15 protein-coding genes and 1 tRNA gene are annotated in these 20,177 nt (G+C 64.6%); 9 read left to right on the plus strand and 7 right to left on the minus strand.

What is annotated here, in order from left to right; translation table 11 throughout:
• Positions 1 to 1,675 (plus strand): ASKHA domain-containing protein (locus tag LCF60_RS07655; RefSeq protein WP_292290865.1); only part of this gene is annotated, 1,675 nt, incomplete at its 5' end.
• A 216-nt stretch (positions 1,676 to 1,891) separates the two neighbouring features.
• On the opposite strand, the gene LCF60_RS07660 is transcribed toward LCF60_RS07655, so the two are convergent.
• On the minus strand, positions 1,892 to 2,428 hold the full coding sequence (locus LCF60_RS07660; protein ID WP_292290866.1) for a hypothetical protein: 537 nt from the start codon (positions 2,426 to 2,428) through the stop codon (positions 1,892 to 1,894).
• 120 nt (positions 2,429 to 2,548) lie between these two features.
• Positions 2,549 to 3,214, minus strand: coding sequence for a cyclic nucleotide-binding domain-containing protein (locus tag LCF60_RS07665; protein WP_292290867.1), 666 nt, complete (start codon positions 3,212 to 3,214; stop codon positions 2,549 to 2,551).
• Between the two features lie 261 nt (positions 3,215 to 3,475).
• Between LCF60_RS07665 and LCF60_RS07670 the strand changes: the two genes are divergently transcribed.
• A tRNA-Gly gene (locus LCF60_RS07670) sits at positions 3,476 to 3,549 on the plus strand.
• Positions 3,550 to 3,577: 28 nt separating this feature from the next.
• On the opposite strand, the gene LCF60_RS07675 is transcribed toward LCF60_RS07670, so the two are convergent.
• The 3 genes from LCF60_RS07675 to LCF60_RS07685 all read right to left on the minus strand — a co-directional run bounded on the left by LCF60_RS07675 (position 3,578) and on the right by LCF60_RS07685 (position 9,352).
• Positions 3,578 to 5,233 carry a BCCT family transporter gene (locus LCF60_RS07675; protein ID WP_292290868.1) on the minus strand — a complete coding sequence of 552 codons (1,656 nt, stop codon included), beginning with the start codon at positions 5,231 to 5,233 and terminating at the stop codon, positions 3,578 to 3,580.
• 81 nt (positions 5,234 to 5,314) lie between these two features.
• Complete coding sequence (gene mfd / locus LCF60_RS07680; protein WP_292290869.1) at positions 5,315 to 8,791, minus strand: transcription-repair coupling factor; 3,477 nt, start codon at positions 8,789 to 8,791, stop codon at positions 5,315 to 5,317.
• A gap of 33 nt (positions 8,792 to 8,824) precedes the next feature.
• Entirely contained in the window at positions 8,825 to 9,352 is a 528-nt protein-coding gene (locus LCF60_RS07685) for a component of SufBCD complex (RefSeq protein ID WP_292290871.1), read from the minus strand.
• 174 nt (positions 9,353 to 9,526) lie between these two features.
• Here LCF60_RS07685 and thpD point away from each other — a divergent pair, with 174 nt between their 5' ends.
• The 3 genes from thpD (at position 9,527) to LCF60_RS07700 (ending at position 12,249) form a co-directional block, all read left to right on the plus strand.
• Entirely contained in the window at positions 9,527 to 10,468 is a 942-nt protein-coding gene (gene thpD, locus LCF60_RS07690; protein WP_292290872.1) for an ectoine hydroxylase, read from the plus strand.
• A 94-nt stretch (positions 10,469 to 10,562) separates the two neighbouring features.
• Positions 10,563 to 11,564: a porphobilinogen synthase gene (hemB, locus tag LCF60_RS07695; protein ID WP_292290873.1), complete on the plus strand. Its 1,002-nt coding sequence runs from the start codon at positions 10,563 to 10,565 to the stop codon at positions 11,562 to 11,564.
• 127 nt (positions 11,565 to 11,691) lie between these two features.
• Positions 11,692 to 12,249 (plus strand): YSC84-related protein, encoded by a 558-nt coding sequence (locus tag LCF60_RS07700; RefSeq protein WP_292290875.1) that lies wholly within the window; start codon positions 11,692 to 11,694, stop codon positions 12,247 to 12,249.
• Positions 12,250 to 12,530: 281 nt separating this feature from the next.
• Here the strand turns inward: LCF60_RS07700 and LCF60_RS07705 are convergent, their stop codons facing one another.
• Positions 12,531 to 13,154 carry a thiamine phosphate synthase gene (locus tag LCF60_RS07705; RefSeq protein ID WP_292290877.1) on the minus strand — a complete coding sequence of 208 codons (624 nt, stop codon included), beginning with the start codon at positions 13,152 to 13,154 and terminating at the stop codon, positions 12,531 to 12,533.
• Between the two features lie 133 nt (positions 13,155 to 13,287).
• Here LCF60_RS07705 and LCF60_RS07710 point away from each other — a divergent pair, with 133 nt between their 5' ends.
• The 3 genes from LCF60_RS07710 to LCF60_RS07720 all read left to right on the plus strand — a co-directional run bounded on the left by LCF60_RS07710 (position 13,288) and on the right by LCF60_RS07720 (position 16,712).
• Positions 13,288 to 14,031 (plus strand): RNA methyltransferase, encoded by a 744-nt coding sequence (locus tag LCF60_RS07710; protein WP_292290878.1) that lies wholly within the window; start codon positions 13,288 to 13,290, stop codon positions 14,029 to 14,031.
• 63 nt (positions 14,032 to 14,094) lie between these two features.
• Positions 14,095 to 15,243, plus strand: coding sequence for a heme A synthase (gene ctaA, locus LCF60_RS07715; RefSeq protein ID WP_292290879.1), 1,149 nt, complete (start codon positions 14,095 to 14,097; stop codon positions 15,241 to 15,243).
• A complete protein-coding gene (locus LCF60_RS07720) occupies positions 15,240 to 16,712 on the plus strand; it encodes a carboxypeptidase M32 (RefSeq protein ID WP_292290880.1) in 1,473 nt (490 codons plus the stop codon). The genes ctaA and LCF60_RS07720 overlap by 4 nt, the downstream gene beginning before the upstream one ends.
• 82 nt (positions 16,713 to 16,794) lie before the next feature.
• On the opposite strand, the gene LCF60_RS07725 is transcribed toward LCF60_RS07720, so the two are convergent.
• Positions 16,795 to 17,067, minus strand: coding sequence for an aspartate-semialdehyde dehydrogenase (locus tag LCF60_RS07725; RefSeq protein WP_292290881.1), 273 nt, complete (start codon positions 17,065 to 17,067; stop codon positions 16,795 to 16,797).
• Positions 17,068 to 17,271: 204 nt separating this feature from the next.
• Between LCF60_RS07725 and gyrA the strand changes: the two genes are divergently transcribed.
• Positions 17,272 to 20,016, plus strand: a complete 2,745-nt coding sequence (gene gyrA / locus LCF60_RS07730; protein ID WP_292290882.1) for a DNA gyrase subunit A — start codon at positions 17,272 to 17,274, stop codon at positions 20,014 to 20,016.
• The last annotated feature ends 161 nt before the right edge of the window (positions 20,017 to 20,177 follow it).

The following is a 20,177-nucleotide window of genomic DNA, read 5'->3' on the forward strand; positions in this document are numbered from 1 at the left end:
GATCGAGATGGACCCGGCCACGCGGCTTTACTATATCGTCGTCGACGAGCCCGACATGCACACGCCCACCGGCGATCTGGAGCGCGTCTCGCGCGCCCTTCAGGACCAGTGGGACATCCCCGCGATCACCTGTGAATTCCCCGTCCTGACGCAGCTGCAAATCACCCTGCGTAGAGGCAAATGGGCGATCACCGTCGCCCTGCACAAGACCAGCGCCGATGCCACACCCAGCATCATCGCGACATGGCCCGGCCTGCACGAAACCGGGCTTTACGGGCTGGCCATCGACCTCGGCTCCACCACCGTCGCGGCCCACCTGACCAATCTCGACACCGGGCAGGTTATCGCGTCCTCGGGCATCATGAACCCGCAGATCCGCTTTGGCGAAGACCTGATGAGCCGTGTCAGCTATGCCATGATGAACCCCGGCGGTGATGCCGAGATGACCCGCGCGGTGCGCGATGCGATCAACACGCTGGCCGAGGAGATCGCCAGGGAAGCGGGCATCGCGCCAAGCCTCATTCTGGAAACCGTGTTCGTCTGCAACCCGGTCATGCACCACCTGCTGCTGGGCATCGACCCCGTGGAACTGGGCCAGGCGCCCTTTGCGCTGGCGACATCGAACCACCTCAACCTGACCGCCCGCGATCTCGACCTCACCGCCCTGCCCGCCAGCGCCCAGATCTACATCCTGCCCTGCATCGCGGGCCATGTGGGGGCCGATGCCGCCGCCGTCGCGCTGTCGGAACAGCCGGGCAAATCCGAAGATTTGGTGCTGATCGTCGATGTGGGCACCAATGCCGAGATCCTGCTGGGCAACACCAGCCGCGTGCTGGCCTGTTCCTCGCCCACTGGCCCCGCGTTCGAGGGCGCGCAAATCTCAAGTGGCCAGCGGGCGGCCCCCGGCGCCATCGAGGCGATCCGCATTGACCCCGAAACCAAGCAGCCGCGCTTCCGGGTGATCGGCTGTGACATATGGTCGGACGAAGACGGCTTCTGGGACGAGACCGCCGCCTCTGGCATCACCGGCATCTGCGGCTCGGGCATCATCGAGGCGGTGGCGGAACTGCGCATCGCCGGGCTGCTCGACCCGTCGGGCCTGATCGGATCGGCGTCGCAGACCGGCACCGACCGCTGCGTGGCGGAAGGCCGCACCAACGCCTACCTGATCCATGACGCGACAGCCGAGGGCGGCCCGCGCATCACCGTCACCCAAGGCGACATCCGGGCGATCCAGCTGGCCAAATCCGCGCTCTACGCGGGCGCGCGGCTGTTGATGGACGAGATGGGTGTGGACGTGGTGGACCGCGTGGTGCTGGCGGGTGCCTTCGGCGCGCATATCAGCGCGAAACACGCGATGGTGCTGGGGATGATCCCGGACGTTCCGCTCGACAAGGTGTCGAGCGCCGGCAACGCCGCCGGCACCGGCGCGCGCATCGCGCTCTGCAACCTCACCGCGCGGGCCGAGATCGAACGCACCGTGCGCCAGATCACCAAGGTCGAAACCGCCATCGAGCCGCGCTTTCAGGAACATTTCGTCGCCGCCAACGCCATCCCCCATGCCACGGACCCGTTCCCGGAACTGGGGAAGGTGGTGCAACTGCCCGAGGTCGGGTTCAACACGCAGGGGGACGGGAGTGACGGCGGTCGGGTAAGGAGAAGGCGGCGGGGGTGAGACCTTGGGCGGGCGTCAGACGCACAGTTGATCAAAGACCAAGCCTTCGCCCGGGCGAGAGGACACGCCGCCGCCGCATTCGCGACGACGAGGTAACCACCCGACATGTCCGCCAAAAACACGCCGTAGGGTGCGTGATCTCACGCACCACCCCAACGCAAAAGGTGCGTGCCAAGCACGCACCCTACCGATCGAGCCGCAATTCAGCGCCCGACGTCACTCTGCATCGCGACGGGCCAAGGTCGCCTGGAAATTCCCGTCCACCGTGACCGACGGCACCGAGCTGTCCAGCACAAGCTCTTCCGCGCCGCCTTCGATCAGGCGACCGGAGAAGCTGCCGGCCAGGACCATGCTGTTGCCCGAGATTTCCAGCGTTTCGAGGTCGAGATCGGCATTGGCGGCGCTGGCGGAATAGGTCTCGCCCGCCTCTCCGACAGCACCGTCCGACAGCAGGCGGATGGTGAAGTCCGTCACGTCCATTTCCGTGGGATTGCCCTCGGTCTGGATGTCGATCGTGAGCGCGCCTTCCGAGAGCGATGCGGCCTCGCGGCTCACCAGTCCGACCAACCGGACATCCACCGCGTTGTCGGTCCGGTCCCAACCGCTGCCGCCGGTGTCGTCAAGCGTGCTCACGTACCAGCTGGCGGGCTCCAGCCCCAGTGTTCCGGTGATGGTTCCCGAGACATCCTGGGCCGCCAGCGGCGTGGCGAGCAGAAAACCGGTGAGAAAAGCGGTGCGTGTTCCGGCGCGCATGAGGGAGGCTCCTTGCATCTGTTGCGGTCTTGTCGACGTTCCAAAGATCAACGGCCACCACGTTCGGTTGTTCCAATCCACGCACCCTCCGGGCCGCACGCGCAGCCCCGCGGCGCGCTCTCATCCTTGCTCGGAGCTGACCAACCGATCCCGTGCGACATTCCCGCGTTCCGACGCCAGCGTGTCGTGCAACCGGTGCTGGTTCTCCAGCAGGCGCGACGCGATCAACCGGGTCAGCGCGAGGGCGAAATCCGGGTGGTCGAGATACATCCTGATGACGGTTGCGCGGTCGATCCACGCGGCGGAGACCGCACCGACCGCGCGCACGGTGGCCGATCGCTGCTGGTCCGCCGCAAAAAGCCCCATCTCGCCGAAAATTCCGCCGGTGCCGATCTCGTGTCCGACCTCTTCGACACGGACCTCTCCGTCGAGCACGACATAGAGACGGTCCGCGGGATCGCCCTTGTCAAAGATCACCGAACCTGCGGGAAACCGGGCCTCTGTCATGAAGGGCACCAGCAAGCTGGTGTCCGGCGCTTCTTCGAGCATGCGGCGCAACCGCTGGCGCAGCCGCAATTGCTGTCCTGTCCGCCAGATATTCACCGGCAGCAGGACGGCGTGCAGGATGAGGATCGGCACAAGCCCGGCGGTGACGCCGTAGGCGATGAATAGCACGTTCGATGCGATCGCCACGAGGCGGAGCGGCAACAGCGTCTGCATGCAGAAGGTCAGGAAAACCAGCGCTGAAGCCGCAAAGCCGATCAATTCCACGATCTGAACCGACATTCGAAATTCCCGTCCTGGGGTGCGGCGCGACCGCTGGATGCACGCAACAGGCACACGGCCGACCTTGTGCTGCGCCTGCCCCGTCGAGGGAGTCCGTAAGGCTCCGGCGTGCCTGTCGGGGGAGTATGCGGCTTGTCTCCGATGTTGCAAGCGCCGCTTTCAAACCGGTGCCGCGATCCGTCGCCGGAACGCGGTGCGCCCGCCTGCCCTGCGCGCCCTCTTGACGCCCCACACGGCCAAGCGTATCTGATCCTCCAGAGCGCGGGTATGGTGAAAAGGTATCACGCGAGCTTCCCAAGCTTACGTTGCGGGTTCGATTCCCGCTACCCGCTCCACCCCGTCACCCGCTCCAACAATCGCCCGTCACGCCGACCTGTCCGCCGACTGCGGATCCTTGTCGTTTTCCGGATGGAATTCCTGCAATTCGGGTCGTGTGCCGATGTTGATATGGTCGATCTCCTCCTGTGCGAACCCCAGGATCAGCGACGGGATCATCATCGACACCAGCACGAAGATCGGCAGACCGACAACCGTGATGACCTGTTGCAGCGCCGTCAGCCCCGCTTCGCCTGCCAGGATGATCAGCATCGCGGCAACCAGCCCTTCGGCCGCGCCCCAGAACACCCGCTGGCGCACCGGACCCGGTGTCGGCTTGCCGGTGCAGAGCATGTCCACGACAAGCGACGCGGAATCCGACGAGGTGGCGAAGAAGATCGCCACCACGAGGATCGCGACGCCCTGAACCAGCCCGGTCAGGGGCAGGTTCTCGAAAAACGCGAACATCGCCAATGGCACGCTTTCGGCCACGGCGGCGCTCAGCTCACCCGCCTCGTCTCCCATGGCTGCGCGGGCGGCGCTGCCCAGCCCATCGAACTGCATCGCCTGCCAGCCGAAGATCGCGAACCAGATCAGCGTGAAGAGCGAGGGCGCCAAAAGCACGCCGAGCACGAATTCCCGGATCGTGCGGCCGCGCGAGATGCGCGCCACGAAAAGCCCGATGAACGGCGACCAGGTGACGGTCCAGGCCCAGTAGAACACCGTCCACGAGCCTTGCCAGTCCCAGTCATCGGTATCGGGGGTCTGATCGGCCAGCATGTCGTTCCAGAAGGCAAGCCGCGGCAGGTTGGCGAAATAGAGGCCGAATGTCTCGACCACGCCGCGCAACAGGAACAGCGTCGATCCGCAGACCAGGACGAAGATCATCAGCCCGACCGCCATGCCGATATTGAGGTTCGACAACAGCTTCACCCCCTTGTCGAGCCCCGCAACGATCGAAGTGATCGCCACCGCGGTCAGGATCGTCAGGATGACGACCTGCACGAAGGCTCCGTCGCCGGTGCCGAACAGCGCGTCCATCCCGGCCGCGATCTGGCTCGAGCCCAGACCAAGCGAGACCGCGACACCGAACAGCGTGCCAAGAATGGCGACAACGTCGATGGTCTTGCCGACCGGGCCGTAAATGCCGTCGCGCAACAGCGGATAGAACACCGACGACACGCGCACCGGCAACTCGTACCGGTTGATGAAATAGGCGAAGGCCAGCCCCGGAAGCGTGAAGATCGTCCAAGTGTGCAGACCCAGGTGATAGATCGCGATGGAAATCGCATCCTGCGCCGCCGCCTGGCTGAAGGGATCGACCCCGGGCAAGGGCGGGTCCGAGAAATGCGAGATCGGTTCGGCCACGCCCCAGAACATGAGCACCGTGCCGATGCCCCCGGCAAAGAGCATCGCAAACCAGCTTGCATTGGTGAATTCGGGCCGCGCGTCCTCGGGACCCAGCCGGATATGCCCGTGGCGCGACGTCGCTGCCCAGATCAGGAATCCCAGCCAGATATTGACCCCCAGAATGAAGAACCAGCCAAGGTTCACCACGATCCAGGCCCGCCCGGCGGCAAAGGCGGCGCCGATGGGGTCGGGAAAGAGCACGAGGGCGATGACGAAGATAATTGTGAAGCCTGCGGCGGAGAAAAAGATCGTCGGGTCGGTCTTCAGACCGAGTTTCTGTGCAAGCTTGTCCACGGGGCCCACTTTTCATTTTGCAATCAGTGCAAAACGCGTCCGCTCCCCGGATCGTTCCGAAATTTCCCGGCACCCGGCAGGTCATGCCTTGGCGGTCTTGGCCTCTTTGACTTTCTTCGCCAGATCCTGCGCGATGGCGAAGGCGCCCTTGATCTTGTCGCTGTCTTTCTTCCAGTCGCGGCGGACGACGATCTTGTTGTCCTTCACCTTGGCCAGACCGTTCTGATCCTTGATGAAATCCACCAGACCCTCTGGCGAGATGAACTTGTCGTTGTGGAACTGGATCGTCGCGCCTTTCGGACCGCCATCAAGCTTGGCGATCCCGGCGCGTTTGCACATCGCCTTGATCCGCACCACGAGCAACAGCGTGTTCACCTCGCGCGGCAGGGTGCCGAACCGGTCTATCAACTCGGCGGCGAAACCTTCGAGTTCGACCTTGGTCGACAGCGACGACAGGCGGCGATACAACCCCAGACGCACGTCGAGATCGGGCACGTATGTGTCGGGAATCAGCACCGGCACACCGAGGTTGATCTGCGGCGCCCATTGGTCATCGGCCTCGGCCAGACCTTCCATCTCGCCCGAGCGGATCTTGGCGATCGCCTCTTCCAGCATCTGCTGGTAGAGTTCATACCCGACATCGCGCATCTGTCCCGACTGCTCCTCGCCCAAGAGGTTGCCCGCGCCGCGAATATCGAGGTCCTGGCTGGCCAGCGTGAACCCCGCCCCCAACGTGTCGAGCGACCCCAGAACGCGCAGGCGCTTCTCGGCCGTGGTCGTCAGCTTGGCGCGCGGTTTGGTGGTCAGGTAGGCATAGGCGCGGGTCTTCGACCGACCCACCCGGCCCCGGATCTGGTAAAGCTGGCTGAGCCCGAACATGTCGGCGCGGTGAATTACCATCGTGTTGGCGGTGGGAATGTCGAGCCCGGATTCGACAATCGTCGTGGCCAGCAGCACGTCATATTTGCCGTCGTAAAACGCGTTCATCCGCGTATCCAGTTCACCCGCCGCCATCTGGCCATGCGCCACGACATAAGACACTTCGGGCACCTGATCGCGCAGGAATTCCTCGATCTCGGGAAGGTCGCTGATGCGCGGCACGACGAAAAAGCTCTGCCCGCCGCGGTAATGCTCGCGCAGCAGCGCCTCGCGTATGGTGATCGCGTCGAATTCGCTGACATAGGTGCGGATCGCCAGCCGGTCGACCGGCGGCGTGCCGATGATGCTCAGATCGCGCACGCCGGACAGCGACAATTGCAACGTGCGCGGAATCGGCGTGGCGGTCAGGGTCAGCACGTGGATGTCGGTGCGCAGCTGCTTGAGCCGCTCCTTGTGGCCCACGCCGAAATGCTGTTCCTCGTCGATGATGAGCAGGCCGAGATTCTGGAACCGGATGCCCTTGGCCAGAAGCGCGTGTGTGCCGACGACGATATCGACGGTGCCGCGCGCCAGACCGTCCTTGGTGGCAGCGGCATCCTTTGCGGAAACAAAGCGCGACAAGGGTCTGACTTCCAACGGAAATCCGCGGAACCGTTCGGCAAAGCTCTTGTAATGCTGGCGCGCGAGCAAGGTGGTCGGGGCGATCACCGCAACCTGCACGCCCGACATGGCGGCGACAAAGGCGGCGCGCATGGCAACTTCGGTCTTGCCGAAACCCACATCGCCGCAGATCAGACGGTCCATCGGCTGGCCGGAATGCATGTCTGCCATGACGTCTTCGATCGCGCGCAGCTGGTCGTCGGTTTCCTGGTAGGGGAAACGGGCCGCGAAACTGTCCCATGCGCCCGGCGGCGGATCCATGATCGGGGCCTTGCGCAGCGCCCGTTCGGCGGCAACGCGAATGAGCTTGTCCGCCATCTCGCGGATGCGCTCTTTCAGACGCGCCTTCTTGGCCTGCCAGGCGCCGCCCCCCAGCTTGTCGAGAAAGCCTTCCTCGTGGCCGTAGCGCGACAGCAGTTCGATGTTTTCGACCGGCAGGTAAAGCCTTGAGCTTTCGGCATATTCCAGAAGCAGGCATTCATGCGCAGCCCCGGCGGCGGTGATCACCTCCATGCCAAGATACCGCCCGATGCCGTGATCCACATGCACCACCAGGTCGCCCGGAGACAGCGATTGTGTCTCGGTCAGGAAGTTCTCGGCCTTGCGGCGTTTCTTGGGGGATCGGATCAGTCGGTCGCCCAGCACATCCTGCTCGGACACGACCGTGATCCGCCCGTCTTTGCCCGCACCACCCCACGGCGCCTCGAATCCCTGTTCGAGCGGCCAGACCGTCAGGTGCAGACCGCGCTTGCCGACGCGGGTCAGGTCGGTGACCGGGATGGTTTCGGCCAGCCCTTCGTCCTCGATCAGGCCGGACAGGCGTTCCCGCGCGCCTTCCGAATAGGACGCGATGACCACCGGGCCATCCTGCATCTTTGCGCGAACATGATCGGCCAGGGCACTGAAGAGGCTTATGTTTTCCTGCTGGCGTTCGGGGGCGAAATTACGCCCGATCCGCCCGCCCGCATCCACGACGCTCGGGCCGGAGGCTTGCGCCAGGGGGTGGAACTGCACCACGCGACGGTCGCCCAGGGCCTCCACCCACGCGGCATCGTCAAGGTAGAGCTGCTCTGGCGGCACGGGCTTGTAGACCGTGTCCATCCGCGATTTCTGCGCCAGCGCTGCCTTGCGGGTCTCGTACTGGTCGACGATCCCGTCCCAACGGGACAGCCGCGCGGGCGTGATCTGGTCGTCCTGGGTGACCGGCACGCCGGGCATGTAGTCGAACAGCGTTTCCAGCCGGTCATGGAAGAACGGCAGCCAATGCTCCATCCCGGCCTGCTTGCGGCCCGCGCTGACCGCCTCGTACAGCGGATCGTCGCTGCCCGCCGCGCCGAACTCGATGCGGTAATTCTGCCGGAAGCGCGTGATCGCCGCCTCGTCGAGAATGACCTCGGACACCGGCGCCAGTTCCACCAGGTCAAGCTTTTCCGTCGTGCGCTGCGTTGCCGGATCGAACCGCCGCGCGCCGTCCAGCACGTCGCCGAACAGGTCAAGCCGCACAGGCCCGCCCTCACCCGGCGGATAGATGTCGATGATGCCGCCCCGAATGGCATAGTCGCCGGGCTCCAGCACCGTGGGCGCCTGCGAAAACCCCATGCGCACAAGAAAATTGCGCAGCGCCTCTTCGTTGACGCGGTTGCCCACACGCGCGGTGAACGCCGCTTCGCGCAGGATGTCGCGCGCGGGCACGCGCTGGGTGGCGGCGCTCATGGTGGTCAGCAACACGTATTGCGACGGCATCGCGTGGGTCAGCGCCGCCAATGTGGCCATGCGCGCGGCCGAGATATCCGGGTTCGGCGACACCCGGTCATAGGGCAGACAATCCCAGCCCGGGAAAAGAAAGACCGGCATGTCGGGGGCAAAGATCCGCAGCGCGTCGCGCATCTGCGCCAGACGGCGGTCGTCGCGCGCGACATGGCAGACCGCGCCGCCGTGTTTCTCGGCTTCGGCCAGAACGAGGCGCGCGTCGAAGCCTTCGGGCGCGCCACCCATGGTGATATGTCGGGACATGCTCATAGCGCGGTCATGTGGCCTTCGGCACAGCCCACGTCAACCGCCAAGCACGCCGATGCTCATGTTTACGTACATCCCCCACATCGCGGTGACGAAGATCGACACCATCCCGATCGCCTGCACGGCAAGCCGGTGGCGCGCGAGGCGCTTGTAGACCGCCTCGAGATCCTGATCGGTCTCGTGCAGCTTGCGCGCGGTCCGGACGCTCAGCAGGCTGACCAGCGACATCGGAAAGCCGAGCAGGAACAGCGCCTGCGCGATCTCGACATGATAGACCCAGCCCAGCACCACGAACCCCGCCAGGAAGAACGTGCCCGCGGCCACGATCAGGAACCCCGCCTCTTCGGCGATGTAAAGCAGCCGTCCGGTGTTGATGCGCAGGAGATCGGTCAGGTCGTCCTCGGCCTTGGCGCCGCGGCGACGAGCCCGCGTGACCATGTCATATGGGACGCCCAGGATCCAATGGCTGGCCGACGACCAGATCACGGCGAGGACGATCCAGAACCAGAGATTGGAAAAGGAGCGCAAGTCAATCAGTTCGAATACACTGCTGTACCAGTCCACGCGGCGGTCCCCATTCGTCGTTTCGCCTTCTCTAGCTTGGCTTCACCCGATTGCCCAGTACCCCTTGACGTCGCGCCACAGGTCCTCGGACCGCTGTTGTTTTTGGAACTTCGCGGATCGTCCCGCATTCCATCTTCACAATGTTTTCGAGCACCCAAAAAAAGGAGCAAAAAAATGCCGCTTGAATATGATCATACGGAAAGCCTCTCAAAAACAGACCTTTATCCGACGCGCCGACCGGATCGGGAACGCTGGATGGACCGGAGCGACCCGGTGCTCTGGCAGGACTGGACCGACATGGCCCCGATCTCGCGCGATCAGGCCGCTTCCTTCGATCGCGACGGGTTCCTGGTTCTCAAGGACCTGTTCTCGACCGATGAAATCTCGGCACTGGTCGATCAGGCGGCCGCCCTGCGCAGCGATCTGGCAGGAAGCGCCGCCGACGAGGTGGTCACCGAACCGGGCTCGGACGCGGTGCGCACCGTGTTCAATCTCGAACGTCACCATGCGCTGATGGACCGGCTGTCGCGCGACACCCGTGTCGCCGGGGTCGCCCGGTTCCTGCTGGGCGACGAGGTCTACATCCACCAGAGCCGCCTGAACTACAAACCCGGCTTCACCGGCAAGGAGTTCTACTGGCACTCGGATTTCGAGACCTGGCACGCCGAGGACGGCATGCCGCGGATGCGGGCGGTGTCGGCGTCGCTGCTGCTGACCGACAACCGCGCCCATAACGGCGCGCTGATGCTGATGCCCGGATCGCACCGGACCTTCGTGTCCTGCCAGGGCGAGACCCCGGACGCGAACCACGAAAGCTCGCTCAAAAAGCAGGAGGTCGGCACACCCTCGCAAGAGAGCCTGCGCGATCTCGCCCGGATGCACGGTATCACCGATGCCGAAGGCCCGGCCGGCACGCTCGTGCTGTTCGACTGCAACACGATCCACGGCTCGAACGGCAATATCACGCCCGATCCGCGGTCGAACGCGTTCTTCGTCTACAACGCGGTGTCGAACGCCTTGGCCGATCCCTTTGCCGCCAAGGCACCGCGCCCGGATTACCTCGGCCATCGCGGCACGCCCGAGCCGCTGACGCTGCAGGGCGGCGCGCTGGTCTGAGCCGCTTTTGAACAGGCCGCGCGCAGGTCCGGGACTGGACATGCGCGCGGCTGGGGTGCATCCCTTTGCCGATGAGACCAGACAGGTAAGACAGATGCACCCGATCACCCCCCCGTTTCCCGCCTCACGCCTGCGTCGCTTGCGTCGCTCCGAAGGACTGCGCGCCATGGTGCGCGAAAACACCCTGACGCCGGATGACTTCATCTGGCCGGTCTTCGTGCGCGATGGTGACGGGATCGAGGAACCGGTGGCCTCGATGCCCGGCGTGGTGCGGCGATCGGTCGACAAGGTGGTCGAGGCGGCCCGCGAGGCACATGCCCTGGGCATCCCGGCGATCTGCCTCTTTCCCTACACCAACCCCGCGCTCAAGACCGAGGATTGCGTCGAGGCGTGGAACCCCGAGAACCTGTCGAACCGCGCCACCCGCGCCATCAAGGACGCGGTGCCGGACATCATGGTGATGACCGATGTCGCGCTGGACCCCTACAACATCACCGGCCATGACGGATACATGGACGAGACCGGCTATATCGAGAACGACCGCACGGTCGAGGCGCTGGTGAGGCAGACGCTGAGCCAGGCGCGCGCCGGGTCCGACATCATCGGTCCGTCCGACATGATGGACAGCCGCATCGCCGCGATGCGCGGCGCGTTGGAGGGCGAAGGGTTCTCGAATGTCGCGATCCTCAGCTACGCCGCGAAATATGCCAGCGCCTTTTACGGGCCCTTCCGCGATGCGGTGGGGGCCTCGGGCGCGTTCAAGGGCGACAAGAAGGGCTACCAGATGGATCCCGGCAATTCCGACGAGGCGATGCGTCTGGTGGCGCGGGACCTGTCGGAAGGGGCCGACATGGTGATGATCAAGCCGGGCATGCCGTATCTGGACATCTGCCGCCGCACCAAGGACATGTTCGGCGTGCCGACCTTTGCCTACCAGGTGTCGGGCGAATACGCGATGCTGGCGGGTGCCGCCGAGCGTGGCTGGCTCGATCACGACCGGGTGATGCTGGAAAGCCTGATGGCGTTCAAACGGGCGGGTTGCGACGGGGTGCTGACCTATTTCGCGCCCGCGGCGGCCCGGCTTCTCAACGGATAGCGCTGCGCCGCCGACGGTGATCTATCCTTGGTGACAACGCGACGGCATGTCGCTATAGTGGTGCCAACCGGCGAGACAGCCGGACCACGAGGCTTTGGTAATTCTTCGGCAGAGAAAGAGCAGACAGATGACATCCCTGACACGACGTGAGCTGGCTTTTGGCCTCGGCGGCACTTTCCTGTTGGCGGGTTGTGCCAATGGGGTGGGCGGAAACGGCGCCGCGCGGATCGACGCGCGGGTCGACGCGACGCTGGCGGAAATGTACCGCCGCTATCCCGGAACCCAGAACCTGGCGTCCAATGCCAACGGTCTTCTGGTGATGCCCCTGGTGACCGAGGCCGGTCTGGGCCTGGGCGGCGCCTTCGGACGCGGTGCGCTGCGCGTCGGTGGCGTGACGGTGGACTATTACTCCACGACCAAGGCCAGCGCCGGCTTGCAGATCGGTGCACAGCAATATGCCCATGTGCTGTTCTTCATGACCGAGGACGCCCTGATGAATTTCCGCCGCTCGCCGGGCTGGGCGGCGGGGGCCAATATCGAATACGCGATCCCCGAAGGGGGCGAGACCATCGCGGCCGAAACCACCACATCGCTGGCCCCCGTCATCGCGGTGATCTTCGGCCAGGCCGGCCTGCGACTTGGCGCGACGCTGGAAGGCGTGAAATACACGCGGATCATTCCCTGACGCGGCGACAATGCGATGACGCATTGTTCCGGGTCCATTGATGGACCCGTCGGGGGCTCTGCCCCCGAACCCCCGGGATATTTGGAAACCAGAGAAGGTCCGTCGTCCGGTCCACCCCTTGCACAAGGGCAAGGGGCTTCTCCGGTTACGGCCATCGGCGTCCCCGCCTGTACCGCACCTTGCAGACTGCCGCGTCAAGGTTAACAATCCGTTACTTCTCTGGTTCAGAAATATCCCGGGGGAGCGCCGAAGGCGCGGGGGCAGAGCCCCCTCCTGCCCGGTCAGCCAGCCATCGCAGATGTCAGCGTATCGAGCGCCGCCACCGGGTCTTGGCTGCGCCAGATCTCTTCTCCGATGCCGAAGAAATCTGTCATCGGTGCAAGGCGGCGGATGATCTCGGCATCGAGACCGCCTTCGGCGACCACGGGGATCTCGATCATTTCCGACCACCATTCGAACAGCTCTTCTTCGGCGCGGGATCCGTCGCCAAGCGCGGTTGCGCCCACGGGACCGAAGCTGACATAGTCGGCCCCCGCCTCGCCCGCGCTCATCCCGTCATGGCGCAGCTGGCCGCAATACGCGCCGACGATGGCATCCTCGCCCAGTTCCTTGCGTGCCATGCGCACCGACCGCGCGCCATCGGTCAGGTGCACGCCGTCAAGGCCAAGGCGCTGGGCCAGCACCACATGGGTGTCGATCACCAGCGCCACATCGAACCTATGCGCCACCTCGCGCACGGCATCTGCGGCGCGCAGGATCAGGTCTTCGTCACGGGTGGCCAGGGACAGACGGATGCAGGCGATATCCGTGGTGTCGAGAACCCGCGCCAGATCGGTGGGGAACAGGCTCAGTTCGATTTCGGGTGGCGTGATCAGGTAGATCTGTGGCTGCTCTGCATCGGACATCTTCGGCCCCTTCCTTGGTGGTCGCACTCCTATATCGTCATTTTGTGCCCTGCGCCAAGGCCTTGCGCGGCTTGCCCTTTGACTGCGCCCGCAATAGTCAGGCGCGACCCTTTTGAACTTCGAGGTTCCTGCCATGCCAAGCGACTTGCCCCAGCCCAGTTTCGTGCTGGTCCGCCCCCAGATGGGCGAGAACATCGGCGCTGCTGCGCGCGCGATGCTGAATTTCGGGCTGGACCGGATGGCCCTGGTGGCGCCGCGCGATGGCTGGCCCAACCCCAAGGCGGTGGCGATGGCCTCGGGCGCAGGGCGTGTGCTGGACGATGCGGTGCTGGTGGAGCGCACGGTCGATGCGGTGGCCGGGTGTTCCTATGTCTTTGCCACCACGGCCCGGCAGCGCGGCATGACCAAGCCGGTGATGACACCCGAGCGCGCCATGGAGGTGGCGCGCGACAGGATCGCCGCAGGGGAAAAGGTGGCGGTGCTGTTCGGGCCGGAACGCGCGGGGCTGGAGAATGACGATATCGCGCTGGCCAATGCGATCATCTCGGTGCCGGTGAACCCGGAGTTTCCGTCGCTCAACCTTGCGCAATGCGTGCTCCTGACGGGCTATGAGTGGCGGAGGAAATCGGTCGAGATCCCGTCCGAGACCACGGAGATGGCGGGCACCGACTGGGCCAGTGCGATCGAGAGGGACAGGTTGGCGGAACATTACGAGGACACGCTGGACAGGGCGGGGTTCTTTTTCCCCGAGACCAAGGCCGACAGCATGAAGCTGAACCTGCGCAACCTGTGGTCGCGCATGCCGCTGACCCGGTCGGATGTGCAGATGCTGCATGGCGTGCTGCGGCAAATGGTGCGCTGGAAGGACAAGGGCTGAGCCATCGGCTTGAAGCCCCCCCACCCCACGCCTAGTCTTTCGTCCAACAAGGAGACCCCGCGCATGAGCCCCAAACGCAGCATCTTTGAAGAGGTCGGTGACGAGACACCGCGCAAGGACGTCCCCAAGGGCGGCATGATCGACGCGGGCAAGCGCGGCGCGCGGGGCGCGATCCGCATCTGGCTGATGGTGCTCTTTGCGCTGGTGATGGTCATGATCGCCGTCGGCGGGCTGACCCGATTGACCGATAGCGGTCTGTCGATCACCGAATGGCGGCCGCTGACCGGGGCGCTGCCGCCGATGAGTGCCGAGGACTGGCAGCGCGAATTCGATCTCTATCGCGCGATCCCGGAATACCAGTTGCAGAACCAAGGCATGAGCCTTGCCGAGTTCCAGTTCATCTATTGGTGGGAATGGGGCCATCGGCAATTGGGCCGGGTCATCGGGCTGGTCTGGGCGCTGGGCTTTTTCGGCTTCCTGCTGGCGCGCAAGATCCCGACGGGCTGGACCGGGCGGTTGTTGGTCCTTGGCGTGCTGGGCGGCGTGCAGGGCGCGATCGGCTGGTGGATGGTGGCCTCGGGGCTGACGGGCACCATGCTCGACGTGGCCTCCTACCGGTTGGCGACGCATCTGGGGCTGGCCTTTGTCATCCTTGGGTTCATCGCGTGGTACGTTTTCGAGCTGGGCCGCGAGGACCGCGACCTGATGCAGGCGCGGCGGTCGCGAGAGGGCAAGCTTTACGGGCTTGGCACGGGGCTCTTGCACTTCACCTTTCTGCAAATCCTGCTGGGCGCGCTGGTGGCGGGGATCGACGCCGGGCGCACCTATAATGACTGGCCGCTGATGGCCGGCGCGTTCCTGCCGCCCTACCCGTTCGAACTGGAGCCGGTCTGGCGCAACTTCTTCGAGAACGCCGGCCTTGTGCAGTTCATGCACCGGATGGCGGGTTACCTGCTGCTGGCGTTTGGCATCGTGGTCTGGCTGCGGGCGCGCAAGTCGCCCAATGTCGACACGCGGTTCCGGTTCAACGCGGTCTTCGCGATGCTCTGGGTGCAGATGGCGCTGGGCGTCGTGACGGTGCTCTACATGGCGCCCTGGCAGATCGCGATTGCGCATCAGGTGGGCGCCGTGATCCTGTGGGTGTTGATCCTGCGGGCGCGGTTCGGTGCGCAATATCCCGTCCAACAATCCATCCGAGGAGCGACAGCATGAGCACGGCCTATGACGATTTGATGGCGTTCACGCGCGAGACCGAGGCGTTGAGCCAGATTGCCGGGCGTCTGGGCTGGGACCAGGAAACCACCATGCCACGGGGTGCAGCGGCGCAACGCGGCGAGGAAATGGGCGCGATGGAATCGGTGTTGCACGCCCGCCGGATGGATCCGCGCGTGGGTGAGTGGCTTGAGGCGGCCCATGCCGATGGGGACGAGGCCACGGCGCATCTGCGCCACATCCGGCGCGCGTTTGAACGGGCCTCCAAGGTGCCGGGCGATCTTGCGGCGGAACTGGCGCGGACGACCTCTGTGGCGCAGGGCGTCTGGGCCGAGGCGCGCGCGAAGGACGATTTCGCCGCCTTTGCGCCGACGCTGGAGCGGGTGCTTGATCTGCGCCGACAGGAAGGTGCCGCGCTGGCGGATGGCGGCGATCCCTATGACGCGTTGTTGCAGGATTACGAGCCGGGCGCGACGGCGGCTGAGCTTGACGCGATGTTCGGTGCGTTGCGGCCCCGGCTGGTGGATTTGCGCGACCGGGTTCTGGGCGCGCCGGAGCCGGCCGTGCTGAGCGGAACCTTCGACGAGAGCGCGCAGATGAAGCTGTCGCGCCAGATCGCCAAGGTGTTTGGCTATGACATGAGCCGGGGCCGCGTCGACAAGGCGGTGCATCCGTTCAGTTCCGGGTCCGGCAATGACGTGCGCATCACCACGCGCACCAATCCGATCGACCCGTTCAACTGCATCTATTCCACGATCCACGAGGTCGGGCACGCCGCCTACGAGCAGAATATCGACCAGGCCTACCTGCTGACGCCGCTGGGGCGTGGCGTGTCGATGGGGGTGCATGAAAGCCAGAGCCGCATCTACGAGAACCAGCTGGGACGCTCGCGGGCGTTCACCGGCTGGCTGCATGGCCAGATGACCGAGGCGTTCGGGGATTTCGGGATCGCTGACCCGGACGCGTTCTATGCCACGGTGAACCGGGTGCATCGGGGCTTCATCCGCACCGAGTCGGACGAGGTGCAGTACAACCTGCATGTTCTGTTGCGCTTCGACCTCGAGCGCCAGCTGATCGCCGGATCGCTCGACGTGGCGGATCTGGAAGAGGCCTGGAACACGCGGTTCGAGGCCGATTTCGGCTACACCGTGGACAAGCCGTCAAACGGCGTCTTGCAGGACGTGCACTGGTCGGTGGGGCTGTTCGGGTATTTCGCCACCTATTCGCTGGGCAATGTCTATGCCGGGTGCCTGTTCGAAGCGCTGCGCAAGGCGGTGCCGGATCTGGATGCGCAGCTGGCAACAGGCGACACCTCGGCAGCGACGGGATGGTTGCGGGACAACCTGCAACGCCATGGCGGGCTTTACGAGCCGCGCGAGGTGATCGAGCGGGCCTGCGGGTTTGCGCCATCGGAGGCGCCGCTGCTGTCCTATCTCGAGGCCAAGTTCGGCGCGATCTACGGGGTGTGAGGCGCAAGCCCGTTCGAACGGGCTTGGGATGCGGTTTCGAAACCGCATTCCAACGCCCTTCGAAGGGCGTTGGCCCATGGGGTCAATGGAGCGTGAACTCTCCGACCAATTGCTGCCATTCGCCGGAGGCCAGCATCTTGCGGTGGGTGTATTGCACCGAATGCAGCGGCCCATCGATGCTGTCCTGCCAGAATTCGATGAACTCGAACAGCTTGGGATGGTCGGGGGCCAGATCGTATTCCTGCCAGACAAAAGTGTTCAGCACGTTCCGGTAATCCGGCATCCTGTAGTACAGTTGCGCCGTGGTCAGCCCGTAGCCGCGCAACATCAACTCGGTTTCACTCATCTCGGTCATGGGAACCTCATTTGTTTTTTCTTATGACTCCAAATCTGTCACGAATTTCTTGCTTTTCAATAAAAACAATGTGTTAGCCACCATCATCCCTGAGTGCCAAGGCAGGTTTGCCACTAATTTGGCCAAGTGGATTGCAGCCTACATCCTGTCTCTGATATACAGGCTCATAACAAAATATAGAAATGCAGACAGCAGGCCATCCACGTGAGCGATACGCCAGAACCCCCTGAGAACACTGCGGATTTGCCGCCCGAGCGCCCCAAGCACGACGGCCCGCAGATCTCGATCACCGATGAGATGAAGTCGTCCTATCTCGATTACGCGATGAGCGTGATCGTGAGCCGGGCGATCCCCGACCTGCGCGACGGACTGAAACCGGTGCACCGGCGCATTCTCTACGCGATGCACGAATCCAACAACGGGCATGACAAGCCCTACCGCAAATCGGCGCGGCCGGTGGGCGACGTGATGGGCAAGTACCACCCGCATGGCGATTCCGCGATCTATGACGCTCTGGTGCGGATGGCGCAGGATTTCTCGATGTCGCTGCCGCTGCTGGACGGTCAGGGCAATTTCGGGTCGATGGATGGCGATAACCCGGCGGCCATGCGCTATACCGAAGTGCGCATGGACAAGCCCGCGGCCTATCTCCTGGCCGATATCGACAAGGAAACCGTCGATTTCCAGGACAATTACGACGGCAAGGACCGCGAGCCCACAGTCCTTCCCGCGCGCTTTCCCAACATGCTGGTCAACGGCGCGGGCGGGATTGCCGTGGGGATGGCGACGAACATTCCGCCGCACAACCTCGGCGAGGTCGTGGACGCCACGCTGGCGCTCATCGAAGAGCCCGATCTCAGTTCCGAACAGCTGATCCAATATGTGCCCGGCCCCGATTTTCCGACCGGCGGCATCATGCTGGGCCGCTCCGGCGCGCGCAAAGCCTATCTCGAAGGGCGCGGGTCGGTGATCATCCGCTCGAAGACGCGGGTCGAGGAGATTCGCAAGGATCGCTGGGCCATCGTGATCGAAGAGATCCCCTACCAGGTGAACAAGTCGACGATGATCGAACGCATCGCCGAGGCGGCGCGCGAGAAGCGGATCGAGGGCATCGCCCATGTGCAGGACGAATCCGACCGCAATGGCGTGCGCGTCGTTGTCGAGCTCAAGCGCGATGCCACGGCGGAGGTGGTGCTGAACCAGCTGTTCCGCTTTACCCCGATGCAGGTCTATTTCGGCTGCAACATGCTGGCGCTGAATGGCGGCCGGCCCGAGCAGCTGACGCTGCGCAAGTTCCTGACGGCGTTCATCGATTTCCGCGAAGACGTGGTGGCTCGGCGCACCGCGTACCTGTTGCGCAAGGCGCGCGAACGCAGCCATATCCTGTGTGGTCTGGCCGTGGCCGTTACCAATATCGACGAGGTGGTCGCGACCATCCGGTCGTCGGCCGATGCCGCCGAGGCGCGTGAACGGCTGATGACGCGCAAATGGCCGGCCGAGGACATCCTGCCCTATATCGCGCTGATCGACGATCCGACCCATACGGCGAATGCCGACGGCACCTACAACCTGTCCGAGGCCCAGGCTCGCGCCATTCTGGAACTGCGCTTGCAGCGCCTGACCCAGATCGGCGTCAAGGAAGTCACCGACGAGCTCGAGGAACTGGCGGGCAAGATCCGCGAATACCTCGAAATCCTGGGCTCGCGCGACCGGATCATGGGGATCATCGCCGACGAGCTGCGCGAAGTGCGCGAGCTGTTTGCCGTGCCGCGCCGCACCGAGATCGTCGACTGGTCCGGCGACATGGAAGACGAAGACCTGATCGAGCGCGAGGACATGGTCGTGACGGTCACGCAGTCCGGCTATATCAAGCGCACGCCGCTGGCCGATTTCCGCGCCCAGAAGCGGGGCGGCAAGGGGCTGTCGGGCATGTCGACCAAGGATGACGACGTCGTCACCACGCTGTTCGTCGCCAACACCCACACGCAGCTGTTGTTCTTCACCACCGAGGGCATGGTCTACAAGCTCAAGACCTGGCGTCTGCCGCAGGGGGGGCGCACCGCCAAGGGCAAGGCCATCGTCAACATCCTTCCGATCCCGACCGGTGTGTCGATCGCCGCGATCATGCCGGTGGACCGCGACGAGAAGGACTGGGACGATCTGCAGATCGTCTTCGCCACCAGCGCCGGCGACGTGCGGCGCAACGCGCTGTCGGATTTCACCAACGTGATGCGCAACGGCAAGATCGCGATGGACCTGCCCGAGGGGGTGGAACTGGTGAATGCGCGGATCGCGTCCGAGCACGATGACGTCATGCTTGTCACCGACTCGGGGCGCGCCATCCGTTTCCCGACAACCGCCGTGCGTGTCTTCAAGGGCCGCAAGTCCACCGGGGTCCGGGGCATCCGGCTCAACAATGGCGACCGCGTGGTGAGCATGGCCGTGATCCGGCATTTCGAGGCCGATCCGGCGGAACGGGCCGCCTATCTCAAGATGCGCCGTGCGGTGGCCGGTCTGGCGGATGATGCCGAGGTCGAGATCGAGGATGACGAGGATGCGGCCGCACCGGGGTCGATTACGCAGGACCGCTATGCCGAGATGTCGGCGGCGGAGAACCTGATCCTGACCATCACCGCCAAGGGCGCGGGCAAGCTGTCCTCTTCGCATGACTACCCGGTCCGGGGCCGTGGCGGCCAAGGCGTTCAGGCCATCGACAAGGGTCTGCGCGGCGGTGCCATCGTGGCGTCCTTCCCGGTCGAGATGGATGACCAGATCATGCTGGCGACGTCGCGCGGGCAGTCGATCCGCGTCCCGGTCGAGGGCATCTCGTTCCGGTCGCGCAGTGCGGGGGGCGTGAAGGTGTTCAGCACCGGCACCGATGAAGAGGTCGTGTCGGTCGCCTGGATCGCCGACCAGGGCGATGCCGAAGCCGAGGACAGCGAAGGCTGATCCGGGGCCGGGTGAAGCCCGGTTCCGTCCGAAATACTGCAAAAGGCGCGAGACATCCTCGCGCCTTTTGCATGTCTGTTACGCGGCCCGTTTAACGACGTGCGTATTGCAGACAGGACTTTGACGGACATGGCTTTCGACGGTTCACACCAATTTCACGC

This window comes from Marivita sp. (genome assembly GCF_020055635.1).
Taxonomy (GTDB): Bacteria; Pseudomonadota; Alphaproteobacteria; order Rhodobacterales; family Rhodobacteraceae; genus Marivita.

Excerpts from the sequence above, each read along its gene's own strand:
- hemB (WP_292290873.1), top strand. The coding sequence starts at position 10,563 with ATGCACCCGATCACCCCCCCGTTTCCCGCCTCACGCCTGCGTCGCTTG.
- LCF60_RS07660 (WP_292290866.1), bottom strand. The coding sequence starts at position 2,428 with ATGCGCGCCGGAACACGCACCGCTTTTCTCACCGGTTTTCTGCTCGCC.
- mfd (WP_292290869.1), bottom strand. The coding sequence starts at position 8,791 with ATGAGCATGTCCCGACATATCACCATGGGTGGCGCGCCCGAAGGCTTC.
- LCF60_RS07705 (WP_292290877.1), bottom strand. The coding sequence starts at position 13,154 with ATGTCCGATGCAGAGCAGCCACAGATCTACCTGATCACGCCACCCGAA.
- LCF60_RS07700 (WP_292290875.1), top strand. The coding sequence starts at position 11,692 with ATGACATCCCTGACACGACGTGAGCTGGCTTTTGGCCTCGGCGGCACT.
- LCF60_RS07725 (WP_292290881.1), bottom strand. The coding sequence starts at position 17,067 with ATGACCGAGATGAGTGAAACCGAGTTGATGTTGCGCGGCTACGGGCTG.
- ctaA (WP_292290879.1), top strand. The coding sequence starts at position 14,095 with ATGAGCCCCAAACGCAGCATCTTTGAAGAGGTCGGTGACGAGACACCG.
- thpD (WP_292290872.1), top strand. The coding sequence starts at position 9,527 with ATGCCGCTTGAATATGATCATACGGAAAGCCTCTCAAAAACAGACCTT.
- LCF60_RS07710 (WP_292290878.1), top strand. The coding sequence starts at position 13,288 with ATGCCAAGCGACTTGCCCCAGCCCAGTTTCGTGCTGGTCCGCCCCCAG.
- LCF60_RS07665 (WP_292290867.1), bottom strand. The coding sequence starts at position 3,214 with ATGTCGGTTCAGATCGTGGAATTGATCGGCTTTGCGGCTTCAGCGCTG.
- LCF60_RS07720 (WP_292290880.1), top strand. The coding sequence starts at position 15,240 with ATGAGCACGGCCTATGACGATTTGATGGCGTTCACGCGCGAGACCGAG.